This is a genomic window from Erwinia sp. PME.40.26/001, assembly GCF_055556675.1.
On the sequence record NZ_JBVHNP010000005.1, the window covers coordinates 98827 to 112986 of the forward strand.

14 protein-coding genes are annotated in these 14160 nt (G+C 55.7%); 4 read left to right on the forward strand and 10 right to left on the reverse strand.

Annotated elements, in window-relative coordinates:
• Window positions 1–6: 6 nt before the first annotated feature.
• Both ACZ3HG_RS15505 and ACZ3HG_RS15510 read right to left on the reverse strand, forming a co-directional pair.
• The gene (locus ACZ3HG_RS15505) at window positions 7–582 is read right to left on the reverse strand and encodes a HutD/Ves family protein (protein WP_191933365.1); all 576 of its coding nucleotides are present in this window, start codon (window positions 580–582) and stop codon (window positions 7–9) included.
• A complete protein-coding gene (locus tag ACZ3HG_RS15510; RefSeq protein ID WP_465333299.1) occupies window positions 579–1934 on the reverse strand; it encodes a formimidoylglutamate deiminase in 1356 nt (451 codons plus the stop codon). Before ACZ3HG_RS15510 ends, ACZ3HG_RS15505 begins: the two co-directional genes overlap by 4 nt.
• An 81-nt stretch (window positions 1935–2015) precedes the next feature.
• Here ACZ3HG_RS15510 and hutI point away from each other — a divergent pair, with 81 nt between their 5' ends.
• Together hutI and hutG are read left to right on the forward strand one after the other, a co-directional pair.
• A complete protein-coding gene (gene hutI / locus ACZ3HG_RS15515; protein WP_191936423.1) occupies window positions 2016–3233 on the forward strand; it encodes an imidazolonepropionase in 1218 nt (405 codons plus the stop codon).
• Complete coding sequence (hutG, locus tag ACZ3HG_RS15520; RefSeq protein ID WP_465333301.1) at window positions 3230–4015, forward strand: N-formylglutamate deformylase; 786 nt, start codon at window positions 3230–3232, stop codon at window positions 4013–4015. The genes hutI and hutG overlap by 4 nt, the downstream gene beginning before the upstream one ends.
• A gap of 46 nt (window positions 4016–4061) precedes the next feature.
• Here the strand turns inward: hutG and ACZ3HG_RS15525 are convergent, their stop codons facing one another.
• Both ACZ3HG_RS15525 and ACZ3HG_RS15530 read right to left on the reverse strand, forming a co-directional pair.
• On the reverse strand, window positions 4062–4583 hold the full coding sequence (locus ACZ3HG_RS15525; protein WP_191933361.1) for a 5' nucleotidase, NT5C type: 522 nt from the start codon (window positions 4581–4583) through the stop codon (window positions 4062–4064).
• 83 nt (window positions 4584–4666) lie between these two features.
• A complete protein-coding gene (locus tag ACZ3HG_RS15530; RefSeq protein ID WP_465333304.1) occupies window positions 4667–5296 on the reverse strand; it encodes a flavin reductase family protein in 630 nt (209 codons plus the stop codon).
• 151 nt (window positions 5297–5447) lie between these two features.
• Between ACZ3HG_RS15530 and ACZ3HG_RS15535 the strand changes: the two genes are divergently transcribed.
• Together ACZ3HG_RS15535 and rlmF are read left to right on the forward strand one after the other, a co-directional pair.
• Entirely contained in the window at window positions 5448–5984 is a 537-nt protein-coding gene (locus ACZ3HG_RS15535) for a hypothetical protein (RefSeq protein ID WP_191933359.1), read from the forward strand.
• A 145-nt stretch (window positions 5985–6129) separates the two neighbouring features.
• Entirely contained in the window at window positions 6130–7059 is a 930-nt protein-coding gene (gene rlmF, locus ACZ3HG_RS15540) for a 23S rRNA (adenine(1618)-N(6))-methyltransferase RlmF (protein ID WP_191936425.1), read from the forward strand.
• Window positions 7060–7064: 5 nt separating this feature from the next.
• On the opposite strand, the gene ybiO is transcribed toward rlmF, so the two are convergent.
• The 6 genes from ybiO to rhtA all read right to left on the reverse strand — a co-directional run bounded on the left by ybiO (window position 7065) and on the right by rhtA (window position 13791).
• Window positions 7065–9296 (reverse strand): mechanosensitive channel protein, encoded by a 2232-nt coding sequence (gene ybiO / locus ACZ3HG_RS15545; protein ID WP_465333432.1) that lies wholly within the window; start codon window positions 9294–9296, stop codon window positions 7065–7067.
• Window positions 9297–9440: 144 nt separating this feature from the next.
• Entirely contained in the window at window positions 9441–10163 is a 723-nt protein-coding gene (gene glnQ, locus ACZ3HG_RS15550) for a glutamine ABC transporter ATP-binding protein GlnQ (protein ID WP_191933356.1), read from the reverse strand.
• Complete coding sequence (glnP, locus tag ACZ3HG_RS15555) at window positions 10160–10819, reverse strand: glutamine ABC transporter permease GlnP (RefSeq protein WP_191933355.1); 660 nt, start codon at window positions 10817–10819, stop codon at window positions 10160–10162. Before glnP ends, glnQ begins: the two co-directional genes overlap by 4 nt.
• Before the next feature lie 91 nt (window positions 10820–10910).
• A complete protein-coding gene (gene glnH / locus ACZ3HG_RS15560) occupies window positions 10911–11657 on the reverse strand; it encodes a glutamine ABC transporter substrate-binding protein GlnH (RefSeq protein WP_191933660.1) in 747 nt (248 codons plus the stop codon).
• A gap of 370 nt (window positions 11658–12027) precedes the next feature.
• On the reverse strand, window positions 12028–12531 hold the full coding sequence (gene dps / locus ACZ3HG_RS15565; protein ID WP_191933659.1) for a DNA starvation/stationary phase protection protein Dps: 504 nt from the start codon (window positions 12529–12531) through the stop codon (window positions 12028–12030).
• A 363-nt stretch (window positions 12532–12894) separates the two neighbouring features.
• On the reverse strand, window positions 12895–13791 hold the full coding sequence (gene rhtA, locus ACZ3HG_RS15570; RefSeq protein WP_191933354.1) for a threonine/homoserine exporter RhtA: 897 nt from the start codon (window positions 13789–13791) through the stop codon (window positions 12895–12897).
• Between the last annotated feature and the right edge of the window lie 369 nt (window positions 13792–14160).

Consider the following 14160-nt stretch of genomic DNA (forward strand, 5'->3'; position numbering starts at 1 on the left):
CAGCCGTCAGACTTCGAGCCGCAGAGGCGTTGCCTGCTCTCTGGGTTCCAGCGTACCCCACAGAAGGCGGGCGTCGGCAGAGAGCGGAATAAAGGCCCCACCGCGATTTTCCCACCAGGCTCCCTGACCGGCTGACAGCAGCGTTTGCTGATGCTGCCACTGCCCGGCAAGCACATACACCACGCCGGCCACGGCGCTGGCTGGAGCAAAACGGATGGTAGCGATCCCGGCATCCGGCCGGTAAGCATTACGCCGCGCCATCAGATTAAAGTCGGTACTGGTCTGACCGGACAGGCGGGCGTTAATGGGCTCTTCTCCGGCAAAGGCAAACGGCTGATGAAGCGGCAGCCGCCGGTATAAAGCGTCATGGCGGTAGAGTGTCACGTCACCACTCAGCAGGGTAATGATCCGGTCGACGCCCGGAAATGATGAAAAAGCGCCGTCAGCGGCAATGGTGGCAATGCTGATGCGCCAGTCAAAATCTGGCGAACCGGGGGGATAACTGATGATCTCCCGCGTTTCGCCGCCGCCGTTGCGCCATGGACTTACCGCAAGCCTGGCGCTGTCATAAAGATGGATCATCGCAGTGCCTCCAGCGCGTCACGCAGTCCGGCATCCGTTTCAGCCTGGCGGGCGTGCTGACCTGCGTGAATACGCTGCTGCCCGGCAACGAAGACATCCTGTATCTGCGTGCGCTGGCCGGCAAACAGCCAGCGGTTGAGCAGCGAAGCATCCGGGGTGCTGTCCAGCAGGGCATCCCCGCCCAGCACCAGCCAGTCCGCGCGGAAGCCTGGCTGCAGGCTCCCGGTTTTCACGCCACAGGCCTGCGCCCCGCCGGCCAGGGCCTGCTGAAAGAGGACATCGCCTACCGAAGCCTGCTGTGCCGTGACGATCCGGTTGCGGCGGCGATCGCGCAGACGCTGGGCATATTCCAGCCAGCGCAGTTCTTCCACGATGTCCAGCGAGACATGGCTGTCTGAGCCAATCCCCCAGCGTCCCCCCTGTGCCACATACTCCGTCGCCGGAAAAATACCGTCACCCAGATTCGCCTCGGTGGTCGGGCACAGGCCGGCAACGGCCTGACTGGCAGCAAGCCGGTGGATTTCCTCGTCATTAAGGTGGGTGGCGTGAATCAGGCACCAGCGGTGGTTGACGTCAAAGCGGTCGAGCAGCCAGCTGACCGGCCGTTCGCCGCTCCAGGCCAGCGAGTCGTTAACCTCTTTTTCCTGTTCGGCGATATGGAGATGCACGGGCCAGTCGCCGGGGCTTTGGTCCAGCACCTCCCGCATCTGCTGTTCGCTGACCGCGCGCAGGGAGTGGAAACAGATCCCCTGGTTATGCAGCGGCCGCCCGGTCATCAGCGTTTGCAGGCGCTGCTGCTGGGCAAGATATTGCTGAGTATCCTGGATAAAACGCTTTTGCCCCGGCTGTGCGGGCTGGCTGCCAAACCCGGCGTAGCTGTACAGCACCGGCAACAGCGTCTGGCCGATGCCGCTCTGTTCAGCGGCGAGAATCAGCTGCTGCAGCATGGCATCGTCGGAATAGGGACGCCCGTCGGGCTGATGGTGCAGATAGTGGAATTCGGCGACCTGCGTATAGCCGCCTTTCAGCATATCAACATAGAGATGGGTGGCAATTGCGCCGATCTGCTGCGGCGACAGGCGCTGCACCATCCGGTACATCAGGTCACGCCAGGTCCAGAAGCTGTCCTGGGGATCGCCGGCCACTTCAGCCAGCCCGGCCATGGCGCGCTGAAACGCATGGGAGTGCAGATTAGCCATCGCCGGGAGAACGGTGCCATTGAGACGCTGCGCTCCCTCAGGCGTACTGTTGGCGGTAGTGGCGAGGATCATACCCTGAGGATCGACCTCGATCACAACATTGTGGTGCCAGCCAGCAGCCAGCAGGGCGCGGGGCGCAAAAAAGCGAGTCATGGTTGCTTCCTGTGCATTGAGGTTGTATATACATATACATACTTATGGATTAACAGTAAAGTGCGCAACGTGGGAGAGCGGATGAACCAGCAACTCAACTGTGACCATCTCTGGTATGGGGCTGATATTGTCACCATGCAGGGGGGGCGATACAGCATCATTGAACAGGGCGCGATTGCCGTCAGCGGCGAAGAGATTGTCTGGGTCGGGCCTGAGGCGCACAGCGCTCATATTCAGGCTGGCCAGCGCAACGATCTGGGCGGTGGGATTGTGACGCCAGGGCTGGTGGACTGCCATACGCATCTGGTTTTCGGCGGCGATCGCAGTCATGAATTTGAACAGCGTCTCAACGGCGTCAGCTACAGCGACATTGCCGCTGCGGGGGGAGGGATCCTCTCGACCGTTCGCGAAACGCGGGCGGCTTCCCAGGCCGGACTGGTGGCAAGCGCCCGCCAGCGTCTGGCGCACCTGCTGGCTGAAGGGGTGACCACCGTGGAGATCAAGTCCGGTTACGGGCTTGAAGTTGCCAGTGAGCTGCGCATGCTGCAGGCCATCCGACAGCTGGCGCAGCAGATGCCCGTGCAGATTCAGGCCACTTGCCTGGCTGCCCATGCGGTGCCGCCGGAATATCAGCATCAGCCTGACGCCTGGGTTGACGTCATCTGCGACCAGCTTCTGCCCCAGGTCGCCGCCGCAGGCCTGGCCGACGCGGTTGATGCTTTCTGCGAACATCTGGCGTTTTCGCCCGAACAGGTACGGCGGGTGTTTACAGCCGCACAGGCACTGGGATTGCCGGTGAAGCTGCACGCGGAGCAGCTGTCGTCGCTGGGAGGGAGTAAGCTTGCTGCCGAATTTAACGCGCTGTCTGCCGACCACGTGGAATACGCCACAGAAAGCGATGTGGCGGCCATGGCCCAGCATGGCACGGTGGCCGTCCTGCTGCCGGGCGCTTTCTACCTGCTGCGTGAGACGCAGCGGCCACCCGTTGAGCTGTTTCGCCGCTACCAGGTCCCGATGGCGCTGGCCAGTGACGCTAACCCCGGCACTTCTCCTGCATTGTCCCTGCGTCTGATGCTCAATATGGGCTGTACGCTGTTTGGTCTGACGCCGGAAGAGGCGCTGGCCGGAGTGACTCTCCACGGCGCACGGGCGCTGGGACTCGATAATCGTCTGGGATCGCTGGAAAGTGGCAAGCGGGCCGATTTCGTTCACTGGCCGCTTGCCCGTCCGGCTGAACTGGTTTACTGGCTTGGCGGACAGTTGCCCTGCCGGGTAATCTATAAAGGAGAAGAGCGATGAAGGCTTTTCAGTTCAGCGCGGGCACGCTACCGCTGCTACTCAGTATTCCCCATGCGGGGACGCAGCTGACGCCGGAAGTCGATGCGGGATTGAGCGATGCTGCCAGGGGCCTGCCAGACACCGACTGGCATATTCCCCAGCTGTACAATTTTGCCCGTGAAATGGGCATCAGCGTGCTGGTGGGTAACTACTCCCGCTTTGTGATTGATCTCAATCGCCCGCCAGATAATCAGGCGCTCTACACCACAGCCACCACCGGTCTGTATCCGGAAACGCTGTTTGACGGTACGCCGACCTTTATGGCGGGAAAAACCCCCACCCCGGCGCAGCGTGAGGGCTACCTGCACGACATCTGGCAGCCGTATCATGACAAGATTCAACAGGAGCTGGCGCGTCTCAAACAGCAGCATGGCTATGCGCTGCTGTTTGATGCCCATTCGATTGCCTCCGTTATCCCGCGATTGTTTGACGGCCAGCTGCCGGATTTGAACCTGGGGACTAACGACGGCGCAAGCTGCAGCACGGACATCACCCAGCGGCTGACGGCATGCTTCCAGGCACAGTCTGCGTTTAGCTGGGTGCTGAACGGGCGCTTTAAAGGGGGGTACATTACCCGTGCGTACGGCAGGCCAGAAGAGGGACAGCACGCCATCCAGCTGGAGCTGGCACAGTGTAACTACATGGATGAACAGCCGCCTTTTCGCTGGCGTGAGGATAAAGCGACCAGGCTACAGCCGCTGCTCAGGCAACTGATCGGCACCCTGCTAAACGGCCCCCGCTAAGCGATTGCCGCATCGGGCGCAACGCCGTTGCGCCCTTATTTTTGCCCTAGAGCAGCAGGGTTTCAATTTCTCGCCAGTTCTCTACGCGTCGGTAACCCGTCACATGGCGGTTATGCGGGGCAGAATAGAGTATGCCTTCCCCGCAGAAGTTGGCGAAGTTAATCACATTGTCATCGATCATATAGTCGGCATTGATAATGCTTTTATTGCCACAGAACACGATATTGCTGGGTTTAATCGCCGGGAAATGAGTCTTCAGCCACTGGAACTTGGCGTTGAAGGAAGTCGGTACCTCCATCGCCGCGGTGGTGATAAAGATCTCATAATGTTCGCTCAGGCTGGCGATCACCCGCTGGCTGTCGGCAATGACGCCGAGATCGGCAAAGAATGACGGATCGCCGACCAGCTCAAAAATTTCAGCCAGTTTTGCCGGATCTTCCTGATGCAGATTAAACAGGTTGAGCTCATCCAGCGTCAGCTGCTGTGAAAAATGCGCGTTCCATGTGGTTAACATCTTAGGATGAAAGTCAGCGATAACTTCATCCATATCGATGGCGATGCGTTTCATAATCACTCCATGACAAACGGTTTTCAGAGCCGCTATCATAGCAAAAAAAGGCCGCCTGTGAGGTCAGTGCGTAGGTTCAGCGTTTAGCTGTTGCGTGCATCCGGCCTGACCATATCAAACTTCAAAGCTTCACTGATGCCGTAATAGGCTGAGGGGCCACCTGCACGCAGGATCGGTTCTGCTTTCGCCGTCTGATAGATCCCTTCCACCAGCAGATCCTGATCAATATGGATCGCTACCACTTCGCCCAATACCAGCCAGGTCGGGATTTGTTCGCCATCGGCGGTTTGCAACTGGATGCACTGTGAGAGTCGGCACTCAAAATTGACCGGGCTTTCGGCCACCATACTGACGTTCACCAGGGTGCCGGGCAGGGCAGTGAGCCCCGCATAGGCAAACTCATCCTCGCCGTGGGCAAGAGAGGCTGAGCTTTCATTCATTGGTACGGCCAGCGAACGTGTCGCCAGGTTCCAGACAAACTCCCGGGTTTCAACGATGTTTGCCACGCTGTCTTTCCAGCCGCTGCTGGCAAAGCCAATCACCGGCGGCCGGTAGTTAAAACAGTTGAAAAAGCTGTAAGGGGCAAGGTTGCGCTGCCCAGCTGCGTTCTGCGAACTGATCCAGCCAATCGGGCGCGGGCCGATAATCGCATTCAGCGGATCGTGCGGCAGGCCGTGGCCCTGTTTGGGCTGATAGGAATGACGTGTACGCAAAGGGAACTCCTGTCGTAATAAAGATAAATAGTAATGGATTAAGCCACATACATTCAGTTGGGAAATCATTTGAAACATGCAATATATTAGGGCGCTATCTATGAAGCTATACCCGTATATTTTTAAGGAACTTAATTTTAAGGAGCTTTACATGTATTCAAACGCGACGCGTTTTACTGCCACCCCTTTTCTGATTGCTGCTGCAGTCCTTTTTTCGGCCACAGCGGCGAGGGCGGCGGATAATAGTGCATTTTTTGATGCCGCATTATGCAAACCAGCTTACACCACCAAGACCGCCAGCGCGCTCTACAATGAAGCGGAAAAAGTGTCCAAATATCAGCTGGTGGGGGCAATGGCGGTTTACCCGCTGGCTGAAGCTGTGGTCAAAGATGGGTACAGTACCAACGCCTTTGTGCTGGCTGGTAGCACCTACGGCGTGCTGGTCGAAGGCAATAAAGCCGACGAGCTGGCGAAAACGTATCAGTTAACGCCTGAGCCAAAAAACCCGATGATCGTGGCGACCAAAAGCTACATTCGCGTATTAGACGATGCCGACCAGCCCTCACCGGAAATGGGACGCGTGGCGATCACTGCCCGTGAAGCGCAGGGGATCCCAGGTAAGACATTACTAAGCTGCGAGTTTACGTCATTAGCCGATCTCGAAGCGATGAAAGCGCTGGCGAAATAGGCAGCATAAAAATCAGGCCTGTCAGGCCTTTTTTCTGTCAGCATGCGCTGCCCACCCGCAGGCACAGCGCGTGAATTATCTGCCAGTGGTTTACCATTAATAGCTCAGCAGGTATCTTACGCGTCTGCTGATAAGAGAATGACTGATGAAAACCCCTGTAGAAAAAAATGTGCTTCACCCCCGTAATCGTCATCGCGGTCGTTACGATTTTGCCGCGCTGATTGCCAGCCATCCTCCCCTGGCACCTTTTGTCGCGGTCAATAACTGGGGCAGCGAGTCCGTTGACTTCGGCAATCCCGATGCCGTTAAGGCGCTGAACCAGGCCCTGCTGAGCCATTTTTATCAGATTGCCCACTGGGATATCCCGGAAGGTTTCCTCTGCCCGCCTGTGCCAGGGCGTGCTGACTATATTCATCACCTGGCTGATTTGCTGGCGGAAGATAACCGTCGCGTGGTGCCGCGGGATATTAACGTACTGGACGTTGGCTGTGGCGCGAACCTGATCTACCCGCTGATCGGCCACAGTGAATACCAGTGGCGTTTTACCGGCAGCGAAGTGAATGAGCAGGCAATGGCCTCCGCGAATGCCATTATCGCAGCAAACCCGGGCCTTAACCGCGCCATCCGTCTGCGACGTCAGAAAGACACTAACGCAATTTTCAACGGTGTTATTCACAAAAACGAGCTGTATCAGGCCGTGCTGTGTAACCCGCCGTTCCACGCCTCTGCCGCCGAGGCGCACCAGGGAAGCCAGCGCAAACTGCGCAATCTGGGGCTTGATCGCCATTCACCACTTAATTTCGGCGGCCAGCAGGAAGAACTGTGGTGTGAGGGCGGCGAAGTGGCGTTTATCAACCGTATGATCGATGAGAGTACCCGCTTCGGCCGCCAGTGCGTGTGGTTCACCACGCTGGTATCGCGTAAGGAGCACCTGCCGGACCTGTGGCGGGCGCTGGAAGAGGCGGACGTAGCTGCCATGCGTACCGTGGAAATGGCACAGGGGCAGAAACAGAGCCGCTTCCTTGCCTGGAGCTTTATGGAGCAGCCACAGCGTACCCGTTTACTCAGTAAATAATCGTTTTACAGCGGGGCCTCTAGGGCTGCCATACCGGCAGCCCCGTCAGTCAGGGGCCCGCTTTGCATCACCTGCACCGTCTGGTGTGGTGCCTGTATTCCTGCCGCATCAAAGTGCTTTTTCACCCTGTCGTCCAGCGCAAAACGCACCGTCCACTGCTTCAGCGGTTGGGTGGTAAACGACACACGGACGGTAAATGACCGATCGGTCAACCCCACCAGGCCCGAGAACGACGGCTCACCAATCACCATGCCTCGAATGCTCTCATCTTCCAGCAGTTCCTGAACCGCGGCCTGAAGCGTGGCGTTGACGCGTTCCGCGTCTTCCCGCCGGTCAACGTCATAATTGGCGACAAACGACCCGATGCCGCGAACAAAGTTGGCGAAGGTGGTGATCGAAGACCAGGGAATAATATGGTAAGCCCCGGTATCCTGACGGACGCCAACGGACCGGATCGACATCCGTTCTACCGTGCCGGTGATAGCTCCGATGGTCACCAGATCGCCAGTGTTCATGCCATTCTCGAACTGAATAAACACCCCGGTAATAATGTCTTTGACCAGCGTTTGTGAACCGAAGGAGATCGCCAGACCCAGTGCCCCGGCCCCCGCCAGCAGCGGTGCGATATTGACCCCAATCTCCGACAGCAGAATCATAATCGTGATGGTACTGATGATGACCGCCAGCGCATTGCGGAACAGCGTCAATAACGTGCGCGTGCGTGCGCTGGGCATCGGGCGGCCGTGGGAGTCGGAGGCCAGACGGCTCTCGATCATGCTTGCCAGCAGTGTCCAGCCTACGGCAGAGAAGAACAGGATCATGACGATGCGGATGATAATATCCACCAGCTTTTCACCTGCCCCCACCGTCAGCCAGTGCCACAGGTCGAACAGTTCCCAGGCGTTGAGTAACAGCAGGGTGACGGCAAAGACGGTAATAATGCGCGCCAGCTTGAGCATTGCTGAGACCCAGCCGTTTACCCGACTTTGCAGTTCCGGGTAACTGCGGTGCAGTTCTGGTGACAGCACAATCGTTTTACTGATCCAGCGCGTCAGCATCCCGGATACCAGCGCCCCCAGGCTGATGATGGCCAGCGAACGTACGGTTGCCGCCATCATAAATTGCAGGCTGTCACCGGGGTTGAACATAGAAAACAGAAATAGCGCAATAAAATAGGCGCTGGCCAGCCAGTGCCAGACCAGTGAAAAGGCACGAATAAACAGCGCGAAGAAGGCCAGTGAACGGTCGGCAAGGCGCGTCAGCTCATGCTGGATGTTGCGTTTATTATGGAATATCAGATACAGCGCCCAGACGGTCATCACCCCCATCACTGCGACATTAACCAGCGCCGCCACCTGTACGTTCACCTGATTAGACACAATTGGCACGATGACCAGCAGGCCATAGCCAATCAGCCCGCTTAACCAGCTCAGGCGGGTGTTCCAGTAGTGCGCTCGCGCATCGCTGAGGTGAAAGAAGCGCAGTTGGGGATAACGCGGGCAGAACAGCAGGCGCAGGATAGCCTTAAAGAATTCAATCAGCGCAAAGGCATTGAGGAACAGACCCTGCTGGTAGGCAATGGTGCGGCTCCCTGCGTTCATATTATCGCTGAGGATCTGCCCGACAAACAGCGCCAGTACCAGCAGCAGAAGATCGATGACAAAGGCAGCAGCGATCATCGCCGGTAAATGCAGCCAGCTGCGGCGATCGGCATTTTTTTCACGGCCCCAGGCCCCCATTCGACGGTAAAGCGGCGTCACCGCCCAGCGTATCAGCCAGTAAAACGCAAACAGGCCCGCCGCCAGCATGGCGAAATGCTGCAGGGCATTGAAAAACGTTTGCTGATTAAACGGTTTGTGCGGGGCGTTAGCAATATTGTGGTGAAGCTGCTGCAGGCGCGAAGCAAACTCTCCGCCAAAATGGCGGCTGACATCAGTGACGCCCTGCAGCACGGTTTTGTCCTCCTCTTCCGTGGGGGGCGTGAGTACAGGCTCTTTCACGCTGTCCGGCGTAGCGGCCGCGTTGCGTAGCTGGTCGATAAGCGCCTGGCGGGACCGATCGTTTTCCAGGATGTTAGCCAGTGCAGCATAAGCGGCCTTTTTATCTCCGATATCCGGCTCTGCCTGGCTGTCAGACGCAGGGTGTGACGCTGAGGCAGCGACGGCGGCGGCGGGCAGCGTAACGGCGTGAGTGGGGGGGATAAAACCGGTGAGCAGCAGCATCAAAACGATACGCATCGACGTGGCGAACCCTGACATCCTCTTCTCCTGTGGTGGCGCGCAGCAGAGAAGTATAGACCTTAAGGCGGGGGAGGGAGAAAAGCGGATCGTTTTGAGACAAAGATGAAAGCAGGGGCGAAAGCGGGTTCGCCCCTGAAGGGATTACGACACGTGCTGCAGGAACTCACGCAGACGGGCACTTGGCGGGTTGGAGATTAACTCGTCAGGGTTGCCGTCTTCGGCAATACGGCCTTTATCAATGAAGATCAGGCGTGAGGCCACTTTCCGTGCGAAGCCGACTTCGTGGGTCACGATCACCATCGTCATGCCCTCTTCGGCCAGGTCCTGCATAACCTTCAGTACTTCGTGGCGCAGTTCCGGGTCAAGTGCGGAGGTCGGCTCATCAAACAGCATCATCTTGGGTTTAACCGCCAGCGCACGGGCAATCGCCACGCGCTGCTGCTGGCCACCGGACAGCTCGGAAGGGAAGTGGTTAGCCCGTTCAGCCAGGCCGACTTTACCCAGCAGTTCGCGTGCCAGGCGCTGCGCTTCTTCTTTCTTCGCGCCGCGCACGCGGATCGGTCCGAAAGCCACGTTGTCCAGAGCACTCATCTGTGGGAACAGGTGGAACTGCTGAAACACCATGCCAGCTTCCTGACGGATTAGACGATCGTCCACTTTCGGGTCATTGACCTTCTTGCCGTCGACAATCAGCTCACCGCTGGTGATCTCTTCCAGCTTATTGATGCAGCGCAGCAGCGTCGATTTACCCGAGCCGGAAGGGCCGATAATGACGACCACTTCGCCCTGATTAATTTTCAGGTCGATATCATGCAAAACCTGGGTGGCACCGAAGTGCTTGGAGACATTCTTAAATTCAATCACAGGATTTTCATCCTTCTCTCTAGGCGACGCAGAACAAAACTCAGCACCAGCGTAATAATCAGATAGATAACAGCAACGGCGCTCCAGATTTCCAGCGCGCGGAAGTTACCAGCGATAATTTCCTGCCCCTGACGGGTCAGTTCTGCCACGCCAATGACGATAAACAGCGAGGTGTCCTTAATGCTGACGATCCACTGGTTACCCAGCGGCGGCAGCATGCGGCGCAGTGCCAGCGGCATAATCACGTAGCGCAGCGTCTCGCGGCTGGAGAGCCCCAGCGCCAGGCCGGCCTCACGGAAGCCACGGTTAATTGACAGGACCGCACCACGGGTAATTTCAGCGATATAAGCACCGGAGTTGATCATGATGGTCACCACGGCAGCGGTGAACGGGTCAATCCTGAAGTCAGGCAAGGCCATAGGCAGGGCGAAATAGATAAACATTACCTGCACCACAATCGGCGTGCCACGGATCAGTTCAATGAAAACCAGCGCGATGTTGCTTGAAAGCCAGCCACCGTAGGCACGGGCAAAGCCCGCTGCCAGACCAATGATGACACCACCAAGCAGACCGAGGACCGAAATCCACAGGGTCATTTTGGCACCTTCAAGCAGGATTGGAATTGCAGGCCAGATGGCGCTCCAGTCAAACTGCATGTTTATTCTCCGGATCTAAACCATTTTGTTGATGTGGAAAAAACGCAGGAGCATCACACTGCTGCGTTTAAGGACGACATGACTGTTCTTATTATTTAGGTTCGCTGCCGAACCATTTTTTGTAGAGAGTGTTATAGGTGCCGTTCTCGCGCAGCGTTTTCAGTGCGCCGTTCACTTTTTCGCGCAGTTCATCGCTGCCTTTCGGGAAGGCGATGCCGTACTGCTGGGCTTCAATAGAGTCACCGACGGCTTTGAACTGGCCTTTACCTGCGGTATGGATGAAGTAAAGGATATTAGGTGTATCGTGCAGAACCGCATCGGCACGGTTGGTGCCCAATTCCATATAGGCATTATCGATATTCGGGAACTGACGCAGATCTTTAAATTTAATGTGTTGTTTAGCGTAGTCAACCGACCCGGTGCCGCTCTTCACTGCCACGACTTTGCCGTTCAGATCGTTGATGCTTTTAATGGCATCATTGCCGGCTTTCACCATGACTAGCAGGCCGCTTTTGTAGTAGCCGTCTGAGAAATCAATGGCTTTCTGACGCTCTGGGGTAATGGTGATCCCGGCCAGCGCCAGGTCAACGTTACGGGTTTGCAGTGCAGGGATGATGCCGCTGAAATCCATAGGCTTCAGGGTATATTCCATGTTCAGCTGCTTCGCGATCGCATCCCACAGGTCAATGTCGAAACCGACATATTTATCACCCTGTTTGAATTCAAAAGGCACGAAAGCGGTATCGGTAGCAACAACCAGTTTTTTGTCAGCAGCCGTGGAAGACATGGCAAACGCTAACGTCAGCGCAGCAAGAGAAACCTTAAAAATTGACTTCATCATTTTATCCTTATCGCTTCTCGGGAAAGGTCTTTTCCGATTAAATGCCCGCAGCCCTATGAAAGAATCGTGCCAACTTATAAATGTTTTTTAAAAACAATACGTTGAAAGCCCATTTTTTTCATGTTGTTGACAGGGTTCGACAGCGCGCACTGTTGTGGTGCCCCAATTTGGTGCGCTGTGTTCATTGTGGTGCAGCAGCAGTTTTAGCAAATTGCGCGATAAAAACAACAGATAGTGGCGGGGGGTAGCAATTAAATGTCGCTGACGTCTTACTTTTGAACAAGAAAAGCAAAAAAAAACAGAGGAAATATTCCTCTGTTTTTTAAAAGGGTGACTGATATCACCCGATAACGCGGTGTCGGTGGCGTTATTCGATGTTAGCTTCGATGAACCAGAGGAATTTATCCAGATCGCGGGAGGCTGCGGTAAAGATGTCTGCCGTGTCTTCATCCGCGACTTCACCAATCGCTTTACGTACGTCATTAGCGACGATGCCATAGCGGTCAGCCAGTGCTTTTAGATGGTCCTGCACACTGTGAATATTCAGCGGGTAGCTTTTCAGAGGGGTTCTGTCCGCCACAATCTGCGTGGTACCGAGCGCCACGCCGCCCAGCTGCACGACACGTTCTGCGATAGTATCCTGATGTTCCGTGATCGCCGTGCGGAAGCCATCCAGCATCTCATGCACACCGATGAAGTTAGCGCCACGCATGTTCCAGTGGGCCTGCTTGGTGATCAGGGACAGATCAATAAATTCAATAACCAGACGATTAAGCACCTCAATGGTGGCTTTTTTGTCGTCTTCGGCCACGTCGTTACGGGTGTAAATCAGATCAGAAGATTTTGCTTTAACCAGTTTAGCGGTACTCATCATTAATATCCTCTTGAAGTCAGGTTGTCCTAATTGAATACGGAAATAAGTATAGCACCATTTTTAAACCCTGCAGGAAAGATACGGCCTATTGCTGGAATAGCAGTCGGCTGTTGAGAAATTAGGCGAGGCTGGCAGGGATGGAAAATAAAAATGCGAATGATTGTTATTTATTTTTTATATTTAACTTGCTGTTTTTTAAAGTTTATTGATTTTTTGCTAAATTTTTAATTCAATTTGATTATAATAATGACAGGATGTTTCATTGCTGTTTAATTAACTGGCACGTGACGACGCTTGCTAAAAAATACCCCCGCCAGCCTGTTATCTGCCGGGGGAATATTTAAACCGACGGGGCCTGTTTTATTCCCTGATTTCCCCTACCGGGTCAATGTCACTCTTCGGCGGGCGCATGGTCAGGGTCGAGCCCGCAGAGGCGGTAATAACGGCCAGCAGGGCCAGCCACTGTACCAGCGTCAGCCGCTCGCCAAGGAACAGCATGCCGGACATCGCGGCCATCGCGGGCTCCAGGCTCATCAGCGTACCAAAAGTACGCGCAGGCAGACGGGTCAGGGCCACCATCTCCAGCGAGTAGGGCAGGGCGCTGGACAGCACGGCGATCGCCAGACCAATAGGGATCAGTGACAGCGTCCATATTCCCGGATTGGCGTACACCAGCCCCAGCGGGACGAAGACCAGCGCGCCGATCAGGGAACCGGCCGCGACGGTAGCCGGACCGTGCTGGCTGCCTGCCCGTTTGCCCGACAGAATATAGACTGCCCACAGGGCACCCGCGGTCAGCGCGTACAACGCCCCGATGGGATCAATGCTATTGATATTGTGTCCGACCGGCAGGAGGAAAATCAGCCCGGTGACGGCCAGCGCCACCCAGAGAAAATCGAGCGGGCGGCGTGAGCCGGCAAGCGCCAGCACCAGCGGTCCCGTGAACTCCAGCGCCACGGCAATACCCAGCGGTACGGTTTGTATTGATAAATAGAAGGTGTAGTTCATGCCGCCCAGGGCCAGCCCATAAATGACCAGAGGGACAATTTGCTGACGTGTAAAACGCAGCCGCCAGGGCTTAAAGATGGCGCACAGTATCAGTGTGCCCAGACCCAGCCTTAGCGCGGTGATACCCGGCGCACCGACGGTAGGGAAGAGGGTTTTGGCCAGCGCTGCTCCGCCCTGAATGGAGGTCATGGCAATCAGAAGCACCAGCACAGGAAGCCAGACAGCATTGTTAATACGTGAAGAGGACATCCTGTGTTCCCGCCTTTAAGGTTCCGTTTATGAGGACAGTCTGCGATGACAGTGTACTGAAAGGCTCGGGGAATCTCAGTAACGCAGGAAAAAATTCTGCGCGAAAAGTCCGATTTTCTTAAAATTCAGTGCCAGTTCAGTAAAGAAATGTCAGAAATGATTAGGATTTATCTCAATGAAGCTTTTTTTACAATTAAAAATAAAGCAGGGAAAAGCGCATGAATTATAAGAAAAAAGAATGACATAGGGTGTATCATTAACTTTCTGTTACACCAAACATTCTGTTAGACAACAAAATCAGGGCAGAGTTTCTTGCTGGTTTTTGTTATATTTTCAGCGTTGTCAGGAGAGAAGTACTTTCACATTTGA